This window comes from Streptomyces sp. NPDC001700, assembly GCF_053596435.1.
The window spans coordinates 355,093-377,270 of sequence record NZ_JBSFGE010000002.1; the positions used below are offsets into that span (position 1 = coordinate 355,093).

A 22,178-nucleotide genomic window follows, 5' to 3' on the forward strand; every position below is an offset into this window, starting at 1 on the left:
TAGGAAAGTTTCTTAACAGAGTGAGGCGGGGCACCACCATGGCGGCACCACCCCCCGGCAACACCCCAGGCGGCACCCCCGGGACCCCCCGGGTCCTGCGCGCCATGAACGACCGGGCCGCGCTGGATCTGCTGGCCGCGCACGGCCCGCTCACCCGGACCCGGCTCGGGGAGCTGACCGGGCTGTCCAAGCCGACCGCTTCGCAGCTGCTGACCCGCCTGGAGTCCGCCGGGCTGGTCCGGCCGACCGGCAATGTGACCGGCCGCCCCGGGCCCAACGCCCAGCTGTACGAGATCAACCCGGCCGCCGCCCATGTCGCCGCGCTCGCCGTCGACCAGGAGGGCATCAGCGCCGCCATCGCCGACATCACCGGCCAGGTGGTCGGGGAACACCGGGTGACCGCCCCCACGACCGACGAGTCGCTGACCGGCCGCACCGCGGAGCTGGTCGCCGAGGCCGTCGACGGCGCCCTGGCCGCGGCCGGGCTCGTACGGGCCGACCTGCACGGGACCGTCATCGGCACCCCCGGCGCGCTCGACCCGCGCACCGGGACCCTGCGGTACGCGCCGCACCTGCCGGGCTGGCAGTCGCGCGCCCTGCGGGACGAGTTGGCCGAGGTGCTGCACACCCCGATCGTCATCGAGAACGACGTCAATCTGGCGGCCGTCGCCGAACAGCACCACGGCGCCGCCCAGGACTTCGACGACTTCGCCCTCGTCTGGGCCGACGAGGGGGTCGGCGCGGCCATCGTGCTCGGGGGCACGCTGCTGCGCGGGGCCACCGGAGGCGCCGGGGAGATCGGCTATATGCCGCTGCCAGGGGCGCCGCTCGCCCGTGGCGGGCCGGACGCGGCGGCCCGGCCGGACGGGGGCGGCGGGTTCCAGAAGCTGGTCGGCTGCCCCGCCGTCGTGGACCTGGCCCGGGAGCACGGCATCGAGGCGCCCACGGCCGCCAAGGCGCTGACCGCCGCGCTGCGCACCCCGGGGGCGGGCGACGAGGTGCTGACCGAGCTGGCCCGGCGGCTGGCCACCGGGCTCGCCTCCGTGGTCGCGGTGGTCGACCCGGAGCTGGTGGTGCTGTCGGGGGAGGTGGCGCAGGCCGGTGGGGAGCGGCTGCGCGAGCTGGTCGAGACCGAGCTGACGGGGCTCGCACTGCCCCGGCCGGAATTGCGGATCAGCGATATCGAGGGGGATCCGATACTCATCGGCGCGCTGCGTCAGGCGGTCGCCGATGCCCGTAACACCGTTTTCGATACTGCCTGAGTTTCGTTACCGCTATTTCCTCCCCCGCAAGGAAGTACCGCCATGCCACCAAGACTGGCTGTTCTCGCGTCGGTGCTCAGCGCCGGTGCCCTTCTGCTGGCCGGTTGCGCCAATCCCCGCACCGGCAGCGCGACCGACGATCCGACCAAACCCGTCACGCTGAAGTTCTGGCACGGCTGGTCGGAGAAGAACGAGGTCAAGGCGATCGATGACAGCATCGCCCGGTTCGAGAAGCTCCACCCCAACATCAAGGTGAAGACCACCGGCAATGTCACCGACGCCACCTTGAACCAGGCCCTGCGGGCCGGCGGGAGCGACGCTCCGGACGTGGCCTCCTCGTTCACCACCAACAATGTCGGGCAGTACTGCTCGTCCGGGATGTGGGCGGATCTCGACCCGTTCATGAAGAAGACCGGGCTGGACAAGAACAAGGTCTTCCCCAAGACGCTCCTGGACTACACCAGTTACGACGGCGACCAGTGCGCCCTGCCACTGCTCGCCGACGCGTACGGCATGTACTACAACAAGGACGCGTTCAAGGAGGCCGGGATCTCCCGGCCGCCGCGCACCATGTCGGAGCTGAAGCGGGACGCCGTCAAGCTGACCAAGCGCACCAAGAACGGCGGTTATGAGCGGGTCGGCTTCATGCCGAACTTCCGGCTCTACCAGAACAGCCCGGACCGCCTCTTCGCCCAGTGGGGGCCGACCTACTTCGACAAGGACGGCAAGGCTCAGCTGGCGAAGGGAAGCGCCGCCAAGGACTTCTTCGCCACCACCCGGGATCTGGTGAAGAGCCAGGGCGGCTACGGTCCGCTGGAGAAGTTCCGTACGTCCTTCGGCGACGAGATGTCCTCGCAGAACGCCTTTCTCACCGGCAAGCTGGCCATGCACATGGACGGCGAATGGCGCGGCCTCTTCATGAAGGGTGCGAAGTTCAATTGGGGCACCGCTCCCCTGCCGGTCCCCGACGACCAGCCCGAGACCTACGGCCGGGGCTATCTCACCGGAACGGTGATCGGCATAGGACACAGCAGCAAACACCAGAACGCGGCGTGGGAACTGGTGAAGTTCCTGACCGCCGACACCAACCAGGTCGTCTCCTTCGCCAACGCCATTCACAACGTACCGTCCACCAAGGCCGCGCTCACCTCCCCCAAGCTCGACCCCGACCCCACCTTCCGCGCCTTCCTGGACATCGCGCAGAACCGCTACAGCACCGCCCTGCCCGCCTCGATCAACGGCGGACAGTATGTGGTCTCCCTCCAGGACTTCTCCTATGGCGTCGAAGAAGGCAAGAAACCCGATCTGGACAAGGGTCTGAGGGAACTGGACAAGGAAATCGACGCCGACAATCTCCAGGCCCAGAACTGACGGAGCGCGACATGGCCACAGTGATGAACAACCCCGCCCTGCGCCGCAAGGCCGTGCGCGAGCGGCTGCGCACCCTCGGTTTCCTCTCCCCCTGGCTGGTCGGTTTCACCGTCTTCTTCGGCTATCCGCTGGTCGCCACCGTCTATTTCTCCTTCATGCACTACAACCAGATCGAGACCCCGACCTTCGTGGGGCTGCGGAACTGGCGGTATGTGTTCGAGCAGATGCCACTGTTCGGCCCGGCGCTGTGGAACACGCTCTGGCTGGTCGTGGTGATGGTCGCGCTGCGGGTCGTCTTCGGCCTCGGCGTCGGCCTTCTGGTCACCAAGGTGAAGTCGGGCGTCGGTTTCTTCCGCACCGCTTTCTACCTTCCGTATCTGGCTCCCCCGGTGGCGGCCACCGTCGCCTTCGTCTTCCTGCTGAACCCCGGCACCGGTCCGGTGAACGACATCCTCGGGACGATCGGGATCTCCGCCCCCAACTGGTTCAACGACCCGACGTGGGCCAAGCCCTCGCTCGTCCTGCTGTCCCTGTGGGGCATCGGCGATCTCATGGTCATCTTCATGGCGGCGCTGCTGGACGTGCCGAAGGACCAGTACGAGGCGGCCGACCTGGACGGCGCCAACGCACTCCACAAGTTCCGCTACGTGACCTGGCCGTCGATCACCCCGATCGTGATGTTCGCGGTCGTGACGGGCGTCGTCCAGACCATGCAGTACTACACCCAGGCGCTGGTGGCCGGAAAGCTCGCCTCCGGCGTCAGCATCGGGCCCGGTTCGGTCATCCAGCCCGGCTATCCCGACCACTCCACCCTCACCGTGCCGCAGCTCGTCTACTCGCTCGGCTTCCAGAACTTCAACACCGGAGCCGCCTGCGTGCTGTCGCTCGTACTCTTCGCGATCGCGATGGCGGTGACGACGCTGCTGATGCGCCGGCGCGCCGGCCTGCTGTCGGCCGAGGACTGACCGGCCGAGGACTGAGAGGACCCGTCCGCCATGACCGCAACCACCACCATCACGGCGCCCTCCGCGCCCGTCCGTCCCCGCGCCCGGCGCTCCCCCGCCCCGGCCGCCCGCCGCCGCGCCGCGCTCCACTGGATCGCCGTGCACACCGTCGCCATCGCCGCGGCGCTCTTCTTCCTGCTGCCGTTCGTCTTCGTCTTCCTGACCGCCGTGATGAGCGACAGCCAGGCGATGAGCGGCGCCCTGTGGCCCACCGAATGGCACTGGTCGAATTACGCCGAGGTCTTCCGGACCCCCGGTTTCCTCGACTGGTGGCGCAATTCGCTGATGTACGCCGTGCTCGGCACCCTGTTCACGCTCTGTTCGTCCATTCCGGTCGCGTACGCGCTCGCCAAGTTCCGCTTCCGGGGCCGCCGTACCGCCATGCTTCTGGTCATCTCGACGATGATGCTGCCGCCGCAGGTCATCGTGGTGCCCATGTATCTGGTCTGGGCCCAGCAGTTCCATCTGTCGGGCTCGCTGTGGCCGCTGATCATTCCGATGGCGTTCGGTGACGCGTACTCCATCTTCCTGCTGCGCCAGTTCCTGCTGACGATTCCCCGGGAATACCTGGAGTCGGCGCGGGTCGACGGCTGCGGGGAGTTCCGTACGCTGCTGCGCGTCATCATTCCGATGGCGAAGCCGGGTATCGCGGCCGTCGCGCTCTTCCAGTTCTTCTACTGCTGGAACGACTACTTCGGCCCGCAGATCTACGCCGCGCAGAACCCGGGCGCCTGGACGCTCAGTTACGGGCTGGAGAGCTTCAAGAGCGCGCACAGCGTCAACTGGAACCTGACGATGGCCGCGACGTTGCTGGTCATGGCCCCCGTCATCATCGTCTTCTTCTTCGCGCAGAAAGCCTTCGTCGAGGGCGTCACACTGACAGGAGTCAAGGGTTGAAACTCGCAGTCGTGGGGGGCGGTTCCACCTACACCCCCGAACTCATCGACGGGTTCGCCCGGTTGCGGAATGTGCTCCCGATGGAGGAGCTGGTCCTGGTCGACCCGGCCGCCGACCGGCTGGAGCTGGTCGGCGGGCTCGCCCGCCGGATCTTCGCCAAGCAGGGCCATCCCGGGAAGGTCTCCTGGACCGACGACCTGGACAAGGGCGTGGACGGCGCCGACGCGGTGCTGCTCCAGCTGCGCGTCGGCGGGCAGGCCGCACGCGCGCAGGACGAGACCTGGCCGCTGGAGTGCGGCTGCGTCGGCCAGGAGACCACCGGCGCGGGCGGGCTCGCCAAGGCGCTGCGTACCGTCCCGGTCGTCCTGGACATCGCGGAGCGGGTGCGCCGCCGCAACCCGGACGCGTGGATCGTGGACTTCACCAACCCGGTCGGCATCGTGACCCGGGCGCTGCTGACGGCCGGGCACCGGGCCGTGGGCCTGTGCAACGTCGCCATCGGCTTCCAGCGCAAGTTCGCGAAGCTGCTGAACGTGGCGCCCGGGGAGGTGACGCTGGAGCACGTCGGCCTCAACCACCTCACCTGGGAGCGGTCGGTGCGCGTCGGCGGCCCCGACGGCGAGGACGTGCTGCCGGGGCTGCTCGCCGAGCACGGCGACGCGATCGCCGACGACCTGCGGATGCCGCGCGACCTGGTGGACCGGCTGGGCGTCGTCCCGTCGTACTACCTGCGCTACTACTACCAGCACGACGCCGTCGTACGGGAGCTGCGCACCAAGCCGTCGCGGGCGGCGGAGGTGGCGGCGATCGAGCGCGAGCTGCTGGAGATGTACGGCGACCCCGCGCTGGATGAGAAGCCGGAGCTGCTGAGCCGCCGCGGCGGCGCGTTCTACTCGGAGGCGGCGGTCGATCTGACCTCGTCGCTGCTGCGGGACAGCGGGGAGGTGCGCATCGTCAACGCGTTCAACGACGGCACCCTGCCCTTCCTGCCCGACGACGCGGTGCTCGAGGTCCCGGCGGCCGTGAACGCACAGGGCGCGAAGCCCCTGCCGGTGCGCCCCCTGGAGCCGCTGTACGCCGGGCTGATCGCCCATGTCACCGCGTATGAACACCTGGCGCTGGAGGCAGCGTTGAAGGGCGGGCGGGAGCGCGTCTTCCAGGCGCTGCTCTCCCACCCCCTCATCGGCCAGGTCGACTGCGCCGAGAAGCTGACCGACGACCTGATCGCGCACAACCGGGAGCACCTGGCGTGGGCCTGAAGCAGTCCGAACCGGCCGGTTCCGCACCGGCCTCCACCACCTCCGCCGTGCCGGGCTCCGCCGCGCCGGGGCCGTGCGTGCTGGCGATCGACGCGGGGAACAGCAAGACCGATGTCGCGCTGATCGGCCCGGACGGAACCGTGCTCGGCACGGCCCGCGGCGGCGGCTTCCAGCCGCCCATCGTGGGCACCGGGCGGGCCGTCGGCGCGCTCGCGCGGCTGGTGGAGGAGGCCGCGCGGCGGGCCGGTGGCACCGGCCCGCCGCGGGTCGGGCACGTCTCCGCGTGCCTGGCCAACGCCGATCTGCCGAGCGAGGAGAAGGAGCTGACGGAGGCGCTGACCGGCCACGGCTGGGGCGACACCGTCACGGTCGCCAACGACATCTTCGCGCTGCTGCGGGCCGGGGCCGCGGACGACGGCGAGCCGACCGGCGTCGCCGTCGTCTGCGGCGCCGGGATCAACTGCGCGGGGCTCGGCCACGGCGGGCGCACCGCCCGCTTCCCCGCCATCGGGCGGCTCTCCGGCGACTGGGGCGGCGGGGGCTTCCTGTCGGAGGAGGCGCTGTGGTGGGCGGCCCGCGCGGAGGACGGCCGGGGCGAGCCGACCGAGCTGGCCCGCGCCCTCCCGGCGCACTTCGGCCTGACCACGATGTACGAGCTGATCGAGGCCGTTCACCTGGGGCGGCTGGAGGCCTCCCACCGCTATGCGCTGACGCCGGTGCTCTTCGCGGTGGCCGCGAGCGGCGACCCGGTCGCGCGCGCGATCGTCGACCGGCAGGCGGAGGAGGTGGTCACGATGGCCACGGTCGCGCTGACCCGACTGGACCTGCTGGCCGAGGAGACGCCGGTGATCCTGGGCGGCGGGGTGCTCGCGGCCCGGCATCCGCAGTTGGACGGCCGGATCCGCGAACTCCTCGCGGAGCGCGCCCCGAAGGCCGCGCCCCGGGTCGTCACGGTCCCGCCCGTGCTCGGCGCGGCGCTGCTCGGCCTGGACCGCACCGGCGCGCCGCCGACCGCGTACGCCCGGCTGCGGGCGCACTACGACGGGGCTGCGGGGGCGGCGCCCGCCGAGGGCCGGATGGAAACTGACAGTGACGAAATGGGAACCGGGAGTCCCTCCCGAGCGTAATAAAAAGGGGAGCAAAGATCGCGATCCGAGCAAGATCCAGGCAAGACCGGTGACCTTGTCGGGGGGCGCGGTCCATACTTCTGCGGACAGTGACCGTGGGGTCCGGACCAAGGGGGAGGTCTCGTGTCACATCAGTCGGCTCTGTCGACCACCGGCAGACCCGCGCCGCCACCCGCGCCCGCGGCCCCGCCGCGGACCGCGTGGCGGGAGGGCCTGGACCGGTTGCGGACCGCGGCCACGACGGAGCCCGGGCGGCTGCGGATCATCGGAGCCGTGCTGGCCGCGCTGGTGGTGGCGTTCGGGGCGGTGACGGCCTGGCAGGTCTCCGCCCGGGAGACCGCGGCCGACGCGGTGGCCGAGCACAGCCAGCCGCTGAGCGCGGACGCCGCGCGGATCTACCGCTCGCTGGCCGACGCCGACACCACGGCGGCGAGCGGCTTCCTGGCGGGCGGCCGGGAGCCCGGCGCGGTGCGGCGGCGGTATGAGCGGGATATCGACACCGCGTCCGAGCTGCTGGTGCGCGCCGCGGCCAACACGGAGGGTTCGGCCTCGGCCCGCACCGAGATACGGAAGATCAGCCAACTGCTGCCGGTCTACACGGGGCTGGTCGAGTCCGCGCGCGCCAACAACCGCCAGGGCCTGCCGCTGGGCGGCGCGTATCTGCGGTACGCGAACGACACGATGCGCACCCGGCTGCTGCCCGCCGCCGACCGGCTGTACGAGGCGGAGACGGCCCGGCTCGGCGAGGACTACGGGGACGCGAAGTCCTGGCCCTGGGTGGCGATAGGGGTGGGCGTGGTCGCGCTGGCCGCCCTGGGCTGGGCCCAGCGCCGCAACTACCGGCGGACCAACCGGGTGTTCAACCACGGTCTGCTGGGCGCGTCCGCCGCCGCCACGGTGGTGCTGGTGTGGCTGGTGGCCGGTCATGCCATCGCCCGGGCCGAGCTGAACGACTCCGACGACCACGGGGCGAAGTCCCTGCGGGTGCTCAACGAGGCGCGGATCGCCTCGCTGCGGGCCCGCGCCGACGAGAACCTGACGCTGATCGCCCGTGGCGCGGTCGTCGTCGACAAGAACGGGGCCAACAAGGGCAAGGACGCCTACGAGGTCAGCTATGCCTCGCGGATGGCCGGGCTGGTCGGCAGCGGGTCCGGCGGCCCTCCCGCCGGGGGCAGCCTGCTGGACCGGGCGCGGGATCTCGCGGACGACGGCGGGGGCCGGGAGCCGGTGGAGGCGGCCGCCACGGCGGTCCGCGCGTGGCAGGCCCGCCACAAGGCGGCCCGCGGCGCCGATGACGCGGGCGACTACAAGGACGCGCTGGCGAAGGTCATCGGCGCCAAGGACAGCACGGGCGCGTCCTTCGACCGGGTGGACGACGAGCTGGCGAAGGCGCTGGACCATGAGCAGCGGCAGTTCCAGCAGGCCGCCGACAGCGGGCGCGGGGCGTTCACCGCGCTGGCGGTCGGGGCCGGGGTGCTGGCGGTGCTGGGCGCGGCGGGCGCGGTCCTGGGCATAGGCCGCAGGCTGTCGGAGTACCGGTGACGGCGACGGGGGGCGGAGACATGCGATCGGTGCGACGGGGATCAGCGCGGATGCGATCGGGGCTGGCCGCGGCGGTGTGCGCCCTCGGGGTGGCCACGGCCCTCGCGGGGCCCGCGCTGGTGGGCGGCGGGGGCGGCGGCTCCCAGGAGCCCCAGCCGTCCCAGCGGTCCCGCCTGGGGCCGCACTCCGTGGGGGACGGTGCCAAGGCGGCGGCAGAGAGCTGTGAGAAGCCGGAGGCGAGTCTGCGGCCGTCGTCGGCGAGCGGCCCGGCCATCAAGCGGATCAAGGAACGGAAGATCAACGGGCACAAGGTCGGCAAGCTGATCGCGGGCGTCGACCAGAACAGCTACCGCTGGGGCTATCGCGACCCCGCGACCGGTGAGCTGACCGGATTCGACATCGACCTCGTGCGCGCGATCGCCAAGGACATCTTCGGCGATCCGGACGCGGTCATCTATCGCACCATTCCGACCAGTCAGCGCATCAAGGCCCTCCAGCAGGGCAAGGTGGACATCGTGGTGCGCGCCATGACCATCAACTGCGACCGGATCAAGGACGTGGCCTTCTCCACGGCCTACTTCCAGGCCGGACAGCAGGTGCTGGTCCCCGACGACTCGTCCATCACCGGCTACAACACGACCCTGCGCGGCAAGAGGGTCTGCACGGCGCACGGTTCGACCGCCGAGGCCGTGCTGGACGACCCGGAAAAGGGCGTCAAGGCACTCGGTGCGATCAAGGTCAAGCTCGTCCCCAACCAGCTGGACTGCCTGGTCAGACTGCAGATGGGCCAGGTGGACGCGGTGATAACGGACAATGCGCTGGCGGCGGGCCAGGCCGCCCAGGACCCCTCCGTCAAGCTGGTCGGCCCCCGATTCACCGACGAGTTGTACGGCGTGGCGATGAACAAGAACGACGACGACCTGGTACGCCGTGTCAACAAGGTCCTGGCGGACTACCGCAAGGGCGGTGCCGACAGCCCCTGGCAGCGCGCCTACCGCACCTGGCTCGCGGAGGACTTCGGCAGCACACAGCGGAACCCGGCGCCTCCGGATCCGCTGTACAAGGACTAGAGGGAGTTATGGATTAGCGCCCGGTTCAGACGCGTAAGGATGTCGCAGCAGACGGATCACGCCTGACGGATACGGACACGGATTACGGACACGGACTCGGAGAGGTGATCGATGGGGGTCCCGGGACCCTTCCCCGGCGCCGCGGGGACACCCGAGGGGCCGGTCATGGGCCGCGAAGAGGTGGACCGTGCGCTGGCGAGGCTCGGCGCCGAGCACGAGGCGATCGAGACGTCGCTGCTCGCCCTCCAGGACCACGCGGGCAGAAGGCTGCTCGAAGGCGCCGAGCTGACGGGCGTCACCAAGGACCGGTGGGCCACCACCGAGCAGGCCATCTCCCTTCTGTGGAGCTACTTCGACGCGTACACGGACGCCCTCCGGCGCGCCCGCGAGGTGCGCTCCCGGCACCGCTGGTCCACCCCGGGTGAGCTGGCCGAGCTGACCGAGCTGCTGCGCGGCCCCGGCATCACCCTGCCCAGCACCGCCACGCTCACCGGTACGCCGCTGCTCAGCGAGCAGTTGAGCCTGGACCGGCTGGTCGACCGGATGAACCGCTGGTATGCCGAGGCGCTGGACGTCATCGTCACGGCCGACACCGTGTGGTCCGCGCTGCCCGCCCGGATCGACATGCTCTCCGCCGAGCTGCACCGCACCCGTTCGCTCGCCCACTCGGTCGGGGTGCGGCCCGGTGAGCACCCCTCGGGCGACGATCTGGAGCAGATCACCGCCGAGCTGACCGCGCTGCGCGCCGAGGTGGTCTCCGATCCGCTCGCCTTCTGGAAACCGGCCGCCGGGAGTTCGGCGCCCGGCGGCGGCATCCCCGACACCGTCCGCTACGACCGGGCCGCCCGCGCCCTGGACGACGTACGGCGCGAGATCGAGGCCGTCCTCGATGTCCGGCAGGACGCGGAGCGGCGTCTGATGCGGCTGCGCGATGTGCTGTCCCGCGCCGATCGCACCCTCGCGGAGGCCCGGCAGGCGCGCGGTGAGGTGCTGGCGAAGATCGCGGCGTCCGAGGTGCCCGCGGTCAGCGGCCCGCCGACCGCCCTGAACGAGCAGCTGGTCGCGGCCGCCGACTACCGGCGGCGCTCCCAGTGGCACCGGCTCTCCCCGCTGCTGGAGAGCCTGGAGCAGCGCGCCGACGACGAACTGCTGCGGGCCCGTGAGTCATTGACGGCGGTGACCGCGCCGCTCGCGGTCCGCGCCGAGCTGCGCGGGCGGCTGGACGCGTACAAGGCGAAGGTCGCCCGGCACGGCATGGCGGAGGACCCGCTGCTGGTCGAGCGGTACGACGCGGCGCGCCGGATGCTGTGGAGCGCCCCGTGCGATCTGCGCGTCGCCGAGCAGGCGGTCCTGCGCTACCAGCAGGCGGCCGCCGAGGCGTTGACACCCCGGCAGCCGGACCCGGCCGATCGCCGTCCCGCCGATCACGGCAGCGAGGGGGAGCGCTATGAGTGACACGGTCACCTGCCAGCGGCGCGAGTGCGGCGGGTCGTACGAGGACATGGGCGGCGGCGAGCTGTACTGCGACACCTGCGGGATGGCCCCGGTGGTCTCCCCGCAGGGCATGGTGAGTTCACCGCCCACCGGCGTCGCCGCCGGGGGCCAGGGCTCGGCCTCGGCCTCGTCGTCGTCCAGCACCTCTCGCTCATCCCGGCCGTCCCGGTCGTCGTCGTCCCGCCGCTCGGTGTCCGGGCGGCTGTCCCGCTCCTCCTCCGGGCGCTCCTCGCGTTCGGTCTCGGTGCGCGGCTCCGGCTCCTCCTCGACCTCCTCGGGGCGGAACGCGCTGGGCGCGGGCCTGGTCAGCGTCCCGGAGGTGCCGCGCCCCGATCCGCGTACGGCGGTGCTGGCCGACCCCGAGGTGCCGGAGCGCAAGCGGTTCTGCAGCCGGGGCGACTGCGGGGCGCCGGTGGGCCGCGCCCGCGGCGACCGGCCGGGCCGCACCGAGGGGTTCTGCACCAAGTGTGGCCACCCCTACTCGTTCGTGCCGAAGCTCGGCCCCGGCGACATCGTGCACGGGCAGTACGAGGTGGCGGGCTGTCTGGCGCACGGCGGGCTCGGCTGGGTCTATCTGGCCATCGACCGCGCGGTCTCGGACCGCTGGGTGGTGCTCAAGGGCCTGCTGGACACCGGCGACGAGGAGGCGCTGGCGGCCGCCGTCTCCGAGCGCCGCTTCCTCGCCGAGATCGAGCACTCCAACATCGTCCGGATCTACAACTTCGTCGAGCACCTCGACCAGAACACGGGCAGTCTCGACGGCTACATCGTCATGGAGTACGTCGGCGGCAAGTCCCTCAAGGACATCGCCAACGGGCGGCGCTCCCCGGACGGCAGGCGCGAGCCGCTGCCGGTCGAGCAGGCGTGCGCGTACGGGATCGAGGCGCTGGAGGCCCTCGGCCATCTGCACAGCCGCAATCTGCTCTACTGCGACTTCAAGGTCGACAACGCCATACAGCAGCAGGACCAGCTCAAGCTCATCGACATGGGCGCGGTCCGGCGGATGGACGACGAGGACAGCGCCATCTACGGCACCGTCGGCTATCAGGCCCCGGAGATCGCGGAGCAGGGCCCCTCGGTCGCCTCGGACCTCTACACGGTGGCGCGCACGCTCGCCGTGCTCACCTTCGACTTCCAGGGCTATACGAACGTCTTCGTGGACAGCCTCCCGGACCCCGAGCACATCGAGGTCTTCCGGCGGTACGAGTCCTTCTACCGGCTGCTGGTGCGGGCCACCGACCCCGATCCGGGGCGCCGGTTCTCCTCCGCGCAGGAGATGTCCGACCAGCTGACCGGTGTGCTGCGGGAGGCCGTGGCGCTGCAGACCGGGCGGCCGCGGCCCGCGCTGTCGACCCTGTTCGGGCCGGAGACCCGGGTGGTGGACACGCAGCTGTTCGCCGAGCACGGTCAGGATGCGTCCCTGCTGGGCGGCCGGGCGGCGGGCCGGGGCGCGCCGCCCGGCGGGCCCGTACCGCCGCAGGGGCCGCCGCAAGGACTGCCGCAGGGGCTGCCGACGCTGCCGCTGGCCGCCATCGCTCCGCTGGACACCCGGGCCGCCGCGCTCGCCCTGCCGGTGCCGCTGGTGGATCCGTCCGATCCGAACGCCGGTTTCCTGGCCGGGCTGCTGTCCGCCCCGCCCGCCGAGGTCGACGCGGCGCTGCCCACCGCGCCCGTCGACTCGCCCGAGCTGCGGCTGCGCCGGGTGCGCGCCCTGCTGGAGCTGGGCCAGGCGCAGGAGGCGGGCGTCGCGCTGACCGGTCTGGAGGCCGCGTACCGCGACGACTGGCGGATCGTCTGGTACCGGGGGGTGCACGCGCTGGCGATCCGCGACCACGAGACGGCCGCGCTGTCCTTCGACGCCGTCTACGACGCGTTCCCCGGGGAGCCCGCGCCCAAGCTGGCGCTCGGCGTCTGCGCCGAGGTGCTGGGCCAGCTGGACAACGCGGCGGAGTACTACCGGCTCGTCTGGGCGACCGATCCGAGCTTCGTGTCCGCCGCCTTCGGGCTGGCCCGGGTCCGGCTGTGCTCGGGGGACCGGGCGGACGCGGTGCGGGTGCTGGAGTCGGTCCCGGAGTCGTCGATCCACTTCACGGCGGCCCGGGTCGCCGCGGTCCGGGCCCGGCTGCGCCAGCGTGCCGCCTGGGAGGGGCTGTTGGCCGATCTGACAGCGGCCGCCCTCCAGGTGGAGCGGCTGGGCGAGTTCGGCCTCGACGCGGTGCGGCGCGAGCGGCTGTGCACGGAAGTCCTGGGCAGTGCCCTGGATTGGGTACTGTCCGGCAGCAGCGGCGCGCCGCCGGGCCAGACCCGGCCGCCGTTGCTCGGCAGCAGCCTGGACGAGCGCGGGCTGCGGTTCGGACTGGAGCGCTCGTACCGGGTACTCGCCAGGCTCGCGCAGCGCGGCGAGGAAAGGATCGAACTGGTGGAGCGGGCCAACCGCTACCGCCCCAGGACGTGGGTGTGATCGATGTCGCAGATGCCACAGCTACCGCAGCTGTCAGCCTGCCCGACCTGTGCAGAGCCGCTGGAGGCGGGAGACAACTACTGTGGCGGGTGCGGGGCCGACTTGTCGGCGGCCGTGCCGTCCCCGCGGCGGGAGCCTGAGGACTACCCGCTGGCAGCCCCGGCGCCGCCCCCGGTAGCCGACCCGCGGACCTCGGCGGCGCTCGACGCCCCGCACCCGCCGGGACCCGGCACGCAACCGACCACCCCCGCCGGTGTGTCCAACGGCGCGCACCCGCACACTCAGACACACACTCAGACGCACACGCACACCAGTACACGCACGGCAGCGAGCGCGGGCACCGGCACCGGGGCGGACCCCCGGCAGCCCGGCGGCGACAGCCGCCCCCGGTGCGCCGCGTGCCAGGAGGGCACCATCGACAGGGACGGATACTGCGAGCATTGCGGGCACGCGCAGGCGCGTGAGCGCGACCATATGGAGCGGGAGTTGGCGGGCGTCGCCGCGGCCAGTGACCGCGGCCTGCGCCACCACCGCAACGAGGACGCGTTCTCGGTGGCCACCGCCGCCCTTCCGGACGGCTCACCGGCCGTCGTCGCGGTGGTCTGCGACGGGGTCTCCTCGGCCACCCGCCCGGACGACGCGTCAGCGGCGGCCGCCCACGCGGCGGAGGAGTCGCTGCTCACCTTGCTCCCCCGGGGCACTCACCCCAAGGAGGCCATGAACGAGGCGATCGTGGCCGCCGCCGAGGCGGTCTCGTCGCTCGCCCTGGAGCCCGGCGTGCCGGCCCAGCACGAGGAGAACCAGCGCTATCAGAACGCTCCGGCCTGCACCATCGTCAGCGCCGTGGTCACCGGCGGGATGCTCACCGTCGGCTGGATCGGCGACAGCCGCGTCTACTGGGTGCCCGACGACCGGACGACCCAGCCCGCCCGGCTCACCGAGGACGACTCGTGGGCGGCCCAGATGGTGGCGGCGGGGCTGATGTCGGAGGCCGAGGCGTACGCGGACGAGCGGGCGCACGCCATCACCGGCTGGCTCGGGGCGGACGCCTATGAACTGGAGCCCCACACCGCCTCGTTCAAGCCCGACCGGCCGGGGGTCGTGGTGGTGTGCACCGACGGGCTGTGGAACTACGCCGAGTCGGCGGAGGAGATGGCCCGCGCGGTGCCGCCGGACGCCCGGGGCAGGCCGCTGCAGAGCGCGCGGGTCCTGGTGGGCCACGCCCTCAACGGCGGGGGCCACGACAACGTAACAGTGGCCGTGGTGCCGTTCCCCGCCGCGCCGGGAGGGGCAGGATCGGCCTGACGGCCCGAGGGGGGACGGGCTCCGGCCCGGAGGGGGAAGCGGGCTCCGGCTCGCGGGGCGGCTCCGGACGCCATCACTCCGCCCACGCTCTCGCGGCACGACGCTATGCCCGTACGTCCCTGTGGAGTGCCAAGGAGCGGATCAGATGGCCAATTTCTCCAAGTCCCAAGCGCCGCGGTTCTCGGTCGACGTCTATCAGAACGAGTACCTCCCGGAGGGAGGCCGTGAGGTCAACGCGATCGTCACGGTCACCTCGACCGGCGGCGGGACGACCGGAGGGATACCCATCTCCGCTCCCGTCGCCGCCCCGGGCCAGTACGCCCGGGGCGGCGACTCCACCGGCGCGGCCGTGGTGATCATGGTGGACTGCTCCGGCTCCATGGACTATCCGCCGACCAAGATGCGCCACGCCCGCGACGCGACCGCGGCCGCGATCGACACGGTGCGCGACGGGGTCGCCTTCGCCGTGATCGCGGGCACCCACAAGGCGGTCGAGGTCTTCCCGGGCAACGGGAGGCTGGCGATCGCCGATCCGCACACCCGCGCCGAGGCCAAGGACGCGCTGCGCGGGCTCTCCACGGGCGGCGGCACGGCGATCGGCACCTGGCTGAGGCTCGCCGACCGGCTGCTGGGCGCCGCCGATGTCGCGATCCGGCACGGCATCCTGCTCACCGACGGCCGCAACGAGCACGAGAAGCCGGAGGAGTTGCGGGCCGCGCTCGACGCCTGCGCGGGCCGCTTCACCTGCGACGCCCGAGGGGTGGGCACGGACTGGGAGGTCAAGGAGGTCACCGGGATCGCCTCCGCCCTGCTCGGAACGGCCGATATCGTGGCGAACCCGGCCGAACTGTCCACGGACTTCACGCGGATGATGGCGACGGCCATGCGGAAGGAAGTCGCGGACGTGCACGTGCGGCTGTGGGCCCCGGTGGGCGCCGAAGTGGTTTTTGTGAAACAGGTCGCACCCACGGTCGAGGATCTGACCGGGCGGCGCACCGAGGCCGGACCGCGCTCCGGCGACTACCCAACCGGGTCATGGGGGGACGAATCCCGCGATTACCACGTGTGTCTGAGGGTTCCGGCGGCGGAAATCGGCCAGGAAATGCTCGCGGCCCGGGTCTCCCTCGTCCTGCCGCAGCCGGACGGCCAGAGCCCTCCGGCCCCGCTGCCCCAGGGGCTCGTCCGGGCCGTGTGGACGGCCGACATGACCGCCTCCACCTCGATGAATCCGCAGGTCGCGCACTACACGGGCCAAGCCGAACTGGCACAGGTCATCCAACAGGGCATGGATGCGCGTAAGTCCGGCGATGTCGAGGGAGCGACCGCCAAGCTGGGAAGGGCCGTACAGCTGGCGAACACCTCGGGGAACAGAGACACGGCGAAACTGCTTGCGAAGGTGGTGGATGTGGTCGATGCGGCGGCAGGTACTGTGCGACTGAAAGCGAAGGTCGCGGAGGCGGACGAGATGACACTCGAAACACGCTCCACCAAGACAGTCCGCGTCAAGAAGTAGCACGAAGAGATCGCGTTACGGCAGAAATGCCAAGAACGGCACAAGAGGGGGATCACCGACATGCCGACTTGCCCTAACGGCCACCAATCGGCGGCCGACGACTGGTGCGAGGTGTGTGGCCACCGGATGTCGGGGACACCCATGCCCTCCGGCCCCGTCCCGCCGCCTCCGCCGCCCCCTCCGATGCCCGGCGGCTACGGCTACCCGGCCCCGGGCGGCCCGCCGCCCCCGCCCGGCGCGCCCTCCGGCGGCTACGGCTACCCCAGCCCCGCCCCGGCACCCCCGCAGCCGGGCGGCTACCAGCCGGAGACGTGCCCGCAGTGCCGTACCCCGCGTGAGGCGCAGGCGCCGTTCTGCGAGGAGTGCCGCTACAACTTCCTGACGCAGCAGCCCACCTCGTACGCCCCGCCGCCCCCCGGACAGGGCGGTTTCCCGCCGCCGCCCGGGCCGCCGCAGCCGTACGGACAGCAGCAGTACGGGCAGCCGCCGCAGGGTCCGCCCGGGCAGCCGCAGCCGCCGCACGGCCAGCAGCAGCCGCACCAGACCCACGGCGGCGACTACCAGGCCTCGCGCCCGTCCCAGGTCAACCGCCCTGCCGAGCCGCTGTCGCCGTCGCAGCCGAACCAGTCCTCCGGCCCGGCCTTCGGCTCCGCGGAGGACGACTGGCCGCTGGCGCCGCCGCAGGCGTCCGCGGGCGGCGCCCCGCCGCCCCCGGCTCCGGCCCCGCCACAGCAGCAGGGTTACGGCTACCCTCAGGCCCCGCAGCCGCCCGCGCCCCCGGCCCCGGCCCCGTCCTACGGCAACGAGGCGTACCAGGGCCCCGGCGCACCCCCGCCGCACGGCCAGCCCGGCCAGCCCGGCCCGTACGGACAGGGCGGCGGCCACACGCCCCCGCCCCCGGCCGGACCGGCGAACTGGACGGCGGTCGTCGCGCCGGACCGTGACTACTTCACGGCGATGATGCACCGCAGCGGCCCGGAGGCCGCCGGGCTGAACCTCCCGGCGTACTCCCCCGAGCAGCAACTGCAGCTGGGCGGCCAGCAGATCACCATCGGCCGCCGCCGCCACAGCACGGGCGAGGCCCCGGACATCGACCTCGGGCGCGCGCCCGAGGACCCGGGCGTCTCGCACCAGCACGCGGTCCTCGTCCAGCAGCCGGACGGCGGTTGGGCGGTCGTCGACCAGGACTCGACGAACGGCACGACGATCAACGGCGGCGAGGAGCCGATCCAGCCGTACGTCCCGATCCCGCTCCAGGACGGCGACCGGGTGCACGTCGGCGCCTGGACGACGATCACCGTTCGCCGAGGCTAGAGCCCAAGCGACATGTGGGCCGGGGCACTTCGCCCCGGCCCATCTCTCATCGGGCGACGTCCGCGCCCAGCGGCCAGGCGTACGCGCCCTCCGCGTCGTCCAGCCAGGCCCACTGCCGCTCGCCCCGCACCGTCACCCCGTAGCGCTCGCGGCCCGGCCGCCCCTCGTGCTCCCACAGCGCCAGCGCCTCGACCGGCTCCAACTGGCCCGCGGCCACGTTCAGCAGGAAGCGGAAGGAATCGTCCAGCAGCGGCCACGACGGCAGCCCGTGGGTGGGAACGGGCCCCGGCTTCCCACTGCCGCGCAGCGGGACGAAGTACGCGGGAGTGGCCAGAAAACGGCCCTCCGCATGCCGGGCGTCATGGACCCGCAGCACGATCAGCCCGGTGGCCAGCGGCATCAGCACCAGCGCCCCGGGCCGGCACTGACCGAGCCACGCGGACGGTACGGACGGCACGGCGCACGTCGCGATGATCCGGTCGTAGGGGGCCCGCGCGGGAGCGCCGCGCGCCCCGTCACCGGTGACGACGGCCGGACGGAAGCCGGCCGTGGCCAGATGTCTGCGGGCGGCCTCGGTGATCTCCGGGTCGAGGTCGACGGTCGTCACCCGGGTGTCGCCGAGCCGGTGGGCGAGCAGCGCCGCGTTGTAGCCGCTGCCCGCGCCGATCTCCAGCACCCGGTCCCCGTCCCGCACCCGCAGCGCGTCGAGCATCCGCGCCATCAGGGACGGCTGGCTGCTGGAGGAGATCAGCTCGCCGTCGCGCACCCGCGTCGCCAGGGGCGCGTCGGCGTACGCCCCGGCCAGCCAGCGGGCCCGGCGCAGTGGGTTCCGGTCGTCCCGCCACAGCCGGGTGGTGAGCGCCGCGCCGCCCGCCTCGCCCGCTTCGTAGTAATACGGCACGAAAAGATGGCGCGGAACCGCCTCGAACGCCGCCCGCCACCGTGGATCGGTGAGCCCGCCGCCCGCCATGATCTCCCGGACGAGCCCGTCGCGCGCCACGGCGGCCGCGTCGGCATGACGGTCGGGCCGGTCGCCCGTACGTCCGCGCCCGCCGCCCGTCTCCGTCACGCCCGTGCCGCCCATGCCTCCACTGTCCTGCGCCGGGGCCGGGCCCGCTACAGGTCCGCCGGGTCCTACGCCCCCTTACCTAGGGCGGGCTGTCTGAGAGCATGGAGGCGTGAAAGATATTCCGCGCGGCACACTTCAGGAGCAGACCTTCTACGAGCTGGTCGGCGGCGAGCCGACCTTCCGGCGCCTGGTGCGACGCTTCTACCAAGGCGTCGCGGAGGACCCGCTGCTCCGGCCGATGTACCCCGAGGACGATCTGGGCCCGGCGGAGGAGCGGCTGGTGCTCTTCCTCATGCAGTACTGGGGCGGGCCCCGCACCTACAGCGACAACCGCGGCCATCCGCGGCTGCGCATGCGCCACGCGCCGTTCACCGTGAACCGGGCGGCGCATGACGCCTGGCTGCGCCATATGCGGGACGCGGTGGACGAGCTGGAGCTGGCGCCCGACTTGGAGCGCCAGCTGTGGAACTACCTCACCTACGCGGCCGCCTCCATGGTCAACACCGAGGGCTGAGACCGCCCAGGGGCCGCCCAGGACGGGACCGCCTAGGCGGGCGTCACGGACAGCCCGGGCAGCCCTGACGTACGCACCGCGATCGAGCCGTACGGAGTACGCAGCCGCAGCCAGCCGCCCGCGGCGAGCAGGGCCAGCGGCTCGGCCGCCGGGGCGAGGGCGGTGGCACCACGGGAGCCGGTGGCGGCACCCGCGCCCGCGCTCGCCCGCGCGGGGCGCAGGAAGCCCAGCGACTGGGCGGCGTGCACGGCGCGCAGCGGCAGTCCGGTGTCCCCGAGCGTGCGGGACCAGATCTCGTGGCCGATGCGGTCGCGCTCGGCGCGCGTACGGCGCTCCTCGGGGAGCGCCTCGTCGCGGGCCCGGAACTCGGCGACCGCGGCCGCGACCGCCCGGCGCACCTCGTCCGTGCCGGGCAGCCCCGCCTCCCGGCGCCAGCCGCCGCGCGGCGGCAGCACTCCGGCCCAGGGCGGGCCGGTGACGGCTTCCGGCACGGCGACGGTGAGCCCGCCGGACGCCGTCCGGCCGGTGCCCGCCGTGTCCAGCGCGTCGGCGAACTGACCGGCGGAGACGGTGGTGTCCAGCGCCCCCGGCCCGCCGGGGGTCCCGGCGTCCGAGGCACCCGCCGTGCCGACGGCTTCCAGCCGTGCCGTGCGGATGGCCAGCACCTCGAAGGACGGCGGCCGGCCGAAGACGGCCAGCACCCCGCCGCCCGCCTGCAGCCGGACCGCCGCGGCGCGGTCGTAGTGGATCAGCCGGGCCAGGAAGGCGGCGAGGTCGGCCGCCTCCCCGGCGTCGGCGAAGTGGAGCTGCTGCCCGAATGCCGTCATACGGTGACGGCCCCCTCAGCTGACTTCCCGGCGCCCTTCCCGGTGCCCGGCTCGGGCTCCAGGTAGTCGGTCAGGAAGCTCTCCTCCTCGGACGTGACGCGGCGCGGCCGGCCCGCTTCGAGGTCGAAGGGGACGATGCGGGTGGCGGCCCGCACGTACACGGTCTCCTCGTCCTTGATCTCGTAGCGGAGGTTGATGTAGGCGGCACGGATATCCGTCACCCAGGTCTCGATGCTCACCGGCGTGTGCCGGTGGACGAGCGGCTTCAGATAGTCGATCTCGTGCCGGGCCACGACCACCCCGCCGGTGAACGCGTCACTCCCGTTACCCGGCGCCAGCCGCCACATGAAGTCGACGCGCGCCTCCTCCAGATAGCGCAGGAAGACCACGTTGTTGACATGGCCGAACGCGTCCATGTCGAACCAGCGCAGGGGGCAGGAGTAGATGTGCCGGGCCATCCAATCAGCCCCGGGTGAGCTTCTTGTAGGTGGCGCGGTGCGGACGGGCGGCGTCCGGGCCGAGCCGCTCGATCTTGTTCTTCTCGTACGACTCGTAGTTGCCCTCGAACCAGAACCACTTGGATTCGCCCTCGTACGCCAGGATGTGGGTGGCGACGCGGTCGAGGAACCAGCGGTCGTGGGAGACGACCACGGCGCAGCCGGGGAAGTCGAGCAGCGCGTTCTCCAGGGAGGACAGGGTCTCCACGTCGAGGTCGTTCGTCGGCTCGTCGAGGAGCAGCAGGTTGCCGCCCTGCTTGAGGGTGAGCGCGAGGTTGAGGCGGTTGCGCTCACCGCCGGAGAGCACCCCGGCCGGCTTCTGCTGGTCCGGGCCCTTGAAGCCGAAGGCGGAGACGTAGGCGCGGGACGGCATTTCGACCTGGCCGACGTTGATGTAGTCCAGCTCGTCGGAGACGACGGCCCACAGCGTCTTCTTGGGGTCGATGTTGGCGCGGCTCTGGTCGACGTAGGAGATCTTGACGGTGTCGCCGACCTTGATCTTGCCCGCGTCCGCGGTCTCCAGGCCCTGGATCATCTTGAAGAGCGTGGTCTTGCCCGCGCCGTTGGGGCCGATGACGCCCACGATGCCGTTGCGCGGCAGGGTGAACGAGAGGTCGTCGATGAGGACCTTCTCGCCGAACGCCTTGGAGAGGTTCTCCACCTCGACCACGACGTTGCCCAGGCGCGGGCCCGGCGGGATCTGGATCTCCTCGAAGTCCAGCTTCCGGGTCTTCTCCGCCTCGGCCGCCATCTCCTCGTAACGGCTCAGCCGGGACTTGGACTTGGCCTGGCGGCCCTTGGCGTTGGAGCGGACCCACTCCAGCTCTTCCTTGAGGCGCTTGGCGCGCTTGACGTCCTTCTGCCCCTCGACCTTGAGGCGGGCCTGCTTCTTCTCCAGGTACGTGGAGTAGTTGCCCTCGTAGCCGATGGCGCGGCCGCGGTCCAGCTCCAGGATCCACTCGGCGACGTTGTCCAGGAAGTACCGGTCGTGGGTAATGGCCACGACGGTGCCCGCGTACTTGGCGAGGTGCTGCTCCAGCCACTGGACCGACTCGGCGTCCAGGTGGTTGGTGGGCTCGTCGAGGAGCAGCAGGTCGGGTGCCTCCAGCAGCAGCTTGCAGAGCGCGACGCGGCGCTTCTCACCACCGGAGAGCTTGGTGACCGGCGCGTCGCCGGGCGGGCAGCCGAGGGCGTCCATGGCCTGCTCCAGCTGGGCGTCCATGTCCCACGCGTTGGCGTGGTCCAGGTCCTCCTGGAGCTTGCCCATCTCCTCGAGCAGCGCGTCGCTGTAGTCGGTCGCCATCTGCTCGGCGATCTCGTTGAAGCGATCGAGCTTGCCCTTGGTCTCCGCCACGCCGTCCTGGACGTTCTCCAGCACGGTCTTGGACTCGTCCAGCGGGGGCTCCTGGAGCAGGATGCCGACGCTGTAGCCCGGCGAGAGGAAGGCATCGCCGTTGGACGGATGCTCCAGCCCGGCCATGATCTTCAGCACCGTCGACTTACCGGCGCCGTTGGGACCCACGACACCGATCTTCGCGCCGGGCAGAAAGCTCAGCGTGACGTCGTCGAGGATCACCTTGTCGCCGTGCGCCTTGCGCGTCTTGCGCATGGTGTAGATGAACTCAGCCAAGAGAAACCGTCCGGCAGTCTGG

At 72.0% G+C, this 22,178-nt stretch carries 18 protein-coding genes; 14 read left to right on the plus strand and 4 right to left on the minus strand.

Annotation, left to right across the window (positions count from 1 at the left end):
- Positions 1-38: 38 nt before the first annotated feature.
- The 13 genes from ACWC5C_RS05030 to ACWC5C_RS05090 all read left to right on the plus strand — a co-directional run bounded on the left by ACWC5C_RS05030 (position 39) and on the right by ACWC5C_RS05090 (position 17,619).
- The gene (locus ACWC5C_RS05030) at positions 39-1,262 is read left to right on the plus strand and encodes an ROK family transcriptional regulator (RefSeq protein ID WP_450873768.1); all 1,224 of its coding nucleotides are present in this window, start codon (positions 39-41) and stop codon (positions 1,260-1,262) included.
- Positions 1,263-1,304: 42 nt separating this feature from the next.
- Positions 1,305-2,633: an ABC transporter substrate-binding protein gene (locus tag ACWC5C_RS05035; RefSeq protein WP_450873770.1), complete on the plus strand. Its 1,329-nt coding sequence runs from the start codon at positions 1,305-1,307 to the stop codon at positions 2,631-2,633.
- A gap of 11 nt (positions 2,634-2,644) precedes the next feature.
- Positions 2,645-3,598, plus strand: coding sequence for a carbohydrate ABC transporter permease (locus ACWC5C_RS05040; protein ID WP_450873771.1), 954 nt, complete (start codon positions 2,645-2,647; stop codon positions 3,596-3,598).
- 30 nt (positions 3,599-3,628) lie between these two features.
- On the plus strand, positions 3,629-4,534 hold the full coding sequence (locus ACWC5C_RS05045) for a carbohydrate ABC transporter permease (RefSeq protein WP_450873772.1): 906 nt from the start codon (positions 3,629-3,631) through the stop codon (positions 4,532-4,534).
- Positions 4,531-5,793 carry a 6-phospho-beta-glucosidase gene (locus ACWC5C_RS05050; RefSeq protein WP_450873774.1) on the plus strand — a complete coding sequence of 421 codons (1,263 nt, stop codon included), beginning with the start codon at positions 4,531-4,533 and terminating at the stop codon, positions 5,791-5,793. Before ACWC5C_RS05045 ends, ACWC5C_RS05050 begins: the two co-directional genes overlap by 4 nt.
- Positions 5,794-5,870: 77 nt before the next feature.
- Positions 5,871-6,920: an N-acetylglucosamine kinase gene (locus ACWC5C_RS05055; protein WP_450874006.1), complete on the plus strand. Its 1,050-nt coding sequence runs from the start codon at positions 5,871-5,873 to the stop codon at positions 6,918-6,920.
- 123 nt (positions 6,921-7,043) lie between these two features.
- Positions 7,044-8,462, plus strand: coding sequence for a hypothetical protein (locus ACWC5C_RS05060; protein ID WP_450873776.1), 1,419 nt, complete (start codon positions 7,044-7,046; stop codon positions 8,460-8,462).
- A 20-nt stretch (positions 8,463-8,482) separates the two neighbouring features.
- Positions 8,483-9,532, plus strand: a complete 1,050-nt coding sequence (locus ACWC5C_RS05065) for a glutamate ABC transporter substrate-binding protein (RefSeq protein ID WP_450873778.1) — start codon at positions 8,483-8,485, stop codon at positions 9,530-9,532.
- 111 nt (positions 9,533-9,643) lie between these two features.
- Positions 9,644-10,987: a hypothetical protein gene (locus ACWC5C_RS05070; RefSeq protein ID WP_450873780.1), complete on the plus strand. Its 1,344-nt coding sequence runs from the start codon at positions 9,644-9,646 to the stop codon at positions 10,985-10,987.
- Entirely contained in the window at positions 10,980-13,487 is a 2,508-nt protein-coding gene (locus ACWC5C_RS05075) for a tetratricopeptide repeat protein (RefSeq protein ID WP_450873782.1), read from the plus strand. Before ACWC5C_RS05070 ends, ACWC5C_RS05075 begins: the two co-directional genes overlap by 8 nt.
- A 3-nt stretch (positions 13,488-13,490) precedes the next feature.
- On the plus strand, positions 13,491-14,792 hold the full coding sequence (locus ACWC5C_RS05080) for a PP2C family protein-serine/threonine phosphatase (RefSeq protein WP_450873784.1): 1,302 nt from the start codon (positions 13,491-13,493) through the stop codon (positions 14,790-14,792).
- Positions 14,793-14,937: 145 nt separating this feature from the next.
- Entirely contained in the window at positions 14,938-16,305 is a 1,368-nt protein-coding gene (locus ACWC5C_RS05085; RefSeq protein WP_450873785.1) for a vWA domain-containing protein, read from the plus strand.
- Between the two features lie 60 nt (positions 16,306-16,365).
- The gene (locus tag ACWC5C_RS05090; RefSeq protein WP_450873787.1) at positions 16,366-17,619 is read left to right on the plus strand and encodes an FHA domain-containing protein; all 1,254 of its coding nucleotides are present in this window, start codon (positions 16,366-16,368) and stop codon (positions 17,617-17,619) included.
- Positions 17,620-17,665: 46 nt separating this feature from the next.
- On the opposite strand, the gene ACWC5C_RS05095 is transcribed toward ACWC5C_RS05090, so the two are convergent.
- The gene (locus ACWC5C_RS05095) at positions 17,666-18,703 is read right to left on the minus strand and encodes a methyltransferase domain-containing protein (protein WP_450873789.1); all 1,038 of its coding nucleotides are present in this window, start codon (positions 18,701-18,703) and stop codon (positions 17,666-17,668) included.
- A 94-nt stretch (positions 18,704-18,797) separates the two neighbouring features.
- Here ACWC5C_RS05095 and ACWC5C_RS05100 point away from each other — a divergent pair, with 94 nt between their 5' ends.
- Entirely contained in the window at positions 18,798-19,202 is a 405-nt protein-coding gene (locus ACWC5C_RS05100) for a globin (protein ID WP_385445874.1), read from the plus strand.
- A gap of 32 nt (positions 19,203-19,234) precedes the next feature.
- Here ACWC5C_RS05100 and ACWC5C_RS05105 read toward each other — a convergent pair whose 3' ends face one another.
- From ACWC5C_RS05105 to ettA, 3 genes are read right to left on the minus strand one after another with little or no spacing between them, the layout of a single operon-like run.
- Positions 19,235-20,029, minus strand: coding sequence for a hypothetical protein (locus ACWC5C_RS05105; RefSeq protein ID WP_450873791.1), 795 nt, complete (start codon positions 20,027-20,029; stop codon positions 19,235-19,237).
- Positions 20,026-20,487, minus strand: coding sequence for an acyl-CoA thioesterase (locus tag ACWC5C_RS05110; RefSeq protein WP_450873793.1), 462 nt, complete (start codon positions 20,485-20,487; stop codon positions 20,026-20,028). Before ACWC5C_RS05110 ends, ACWC5C_RS05105 begins: the two co-directional genes overlap by 4 nt.
- A 4-nt stretch (positions 20,488-20,491) precedes the next feature.
- Positions 20,492-22,156 (minus strand): energy-dependent translational throttle protein EttA, encoded by a 1,665-nt coding sequence (gene ettA / locus ACWC5C_RS05115; protein WP_450873795.1) that lies wholly within the window; start codon positions 22,154-22,156, stop codon positions 20,492-20,494.
- Between the last annotated feature and the right edge of the window lie 22 nt (positions 22,157-22,178).

What these genes read in the sequence shown, in the direction of transcription:
- ACWC5C_RS05085 (WP_450873785.1), top strand. Translation starts at nt 14,938, where the DNA reads ATGGCCAATTTCTCCAAGTCCCAAGCGCCGCGGTTCTCGGTCGACGTC.
- ACWC5C_RS05065 (WP_450873778.1), top strand. Translation starts at nt 8,483, where the DNA reads ATGCGATCGGTGCGACGGGGATCAGCGCGGATGCGATCGGGGCTGGCC.
- ACWC5C_RS05040 (WP_450873771.1), top strand. Translation starts at nt 2,645, where the DNA reads ATGGCCACAGTGATGAACAACCCCGCCCTGCGCCGCAAGGCCGTGCGC.
- ACWC5C_RS05080 (WP_450873784.1), top strand. Translation starts at nt 13,491, where the DNA reads ATGTCGCAGATGCCACAGCTACCGCAGCTGTCAGCCTGCCCGACCTGT.
- ACWC5C_RS05110 (WP_450873793.1), bottom strand. Translation starts at nt 20,487, where the DNA reads ATGGCCCGGCACATCTACTCCTGCCCCCTGCGCTGGTTCGACATGGAC.
- ACWC5C_RS05030 (WP_450873768.1), top strand. Translation starts at nt 39, where the DNA reads ATGGCGGCACCACCCCCCGGCAACACCCCAGGCGGCACCCCCGGGACC.
- ACWC5C_RS05105 (WP_450873791.1), bottom strand. Translation starts at nt 20,029, where the DNA reads ATGACGGCATTCGGGCAGCAGCTCCACTTCGCCGACGCCGGGGAGGCG.
- ACWC5C_RS05090 (WP_450873787.1), top strand. Translation starts at nt 16,366, where the DNA reads ATGCCGACTTGCCCTAACGGCCACCAATCGGCGGCCGACGACTGGTGC.
- ACWC5C_RS05075 (WP_450873782.1), top strand. Translation starts at nt 10,980, where the DNA reads ATGAGTGACACGGTCACCTGCCAGCGGCGCGAGTGCGGCGGGTCGTAC.
- ACWC5C_RS05070 (WP_450873780.1), top strand. Translation starts at nt 9,644, where the DNA reads ATGGGGGTCCCGGGACCCTTCCCCGGCGCCGCGGGGACACCCGAGGGG.
- ACWC5C_RS05095 (WP_450873789.1), bottom strand. Translation starts at nt 18,703, where the DNA reads ATGGGCGGCACGGGCGTGACGGAGACGGGCGGCGGGCGCGGACGTACG.
- ACWC5C_RS05045 (WP_450873772.1), top strand. Translation starts at nt 3,629, where the DNA reads ATGACCGCAACCACCACCATCACGGCGCCCTCCGCGCCCGTCCGTCCC.
- ACWC5C_RS05035 (WP_450873770.1), top strand. Translation starts at nt 1,305, where the DNA reads ATGCCACCAAGACTGGCTGTTCTCGCGTCGGTGCTCAGCGCCGGTGCC.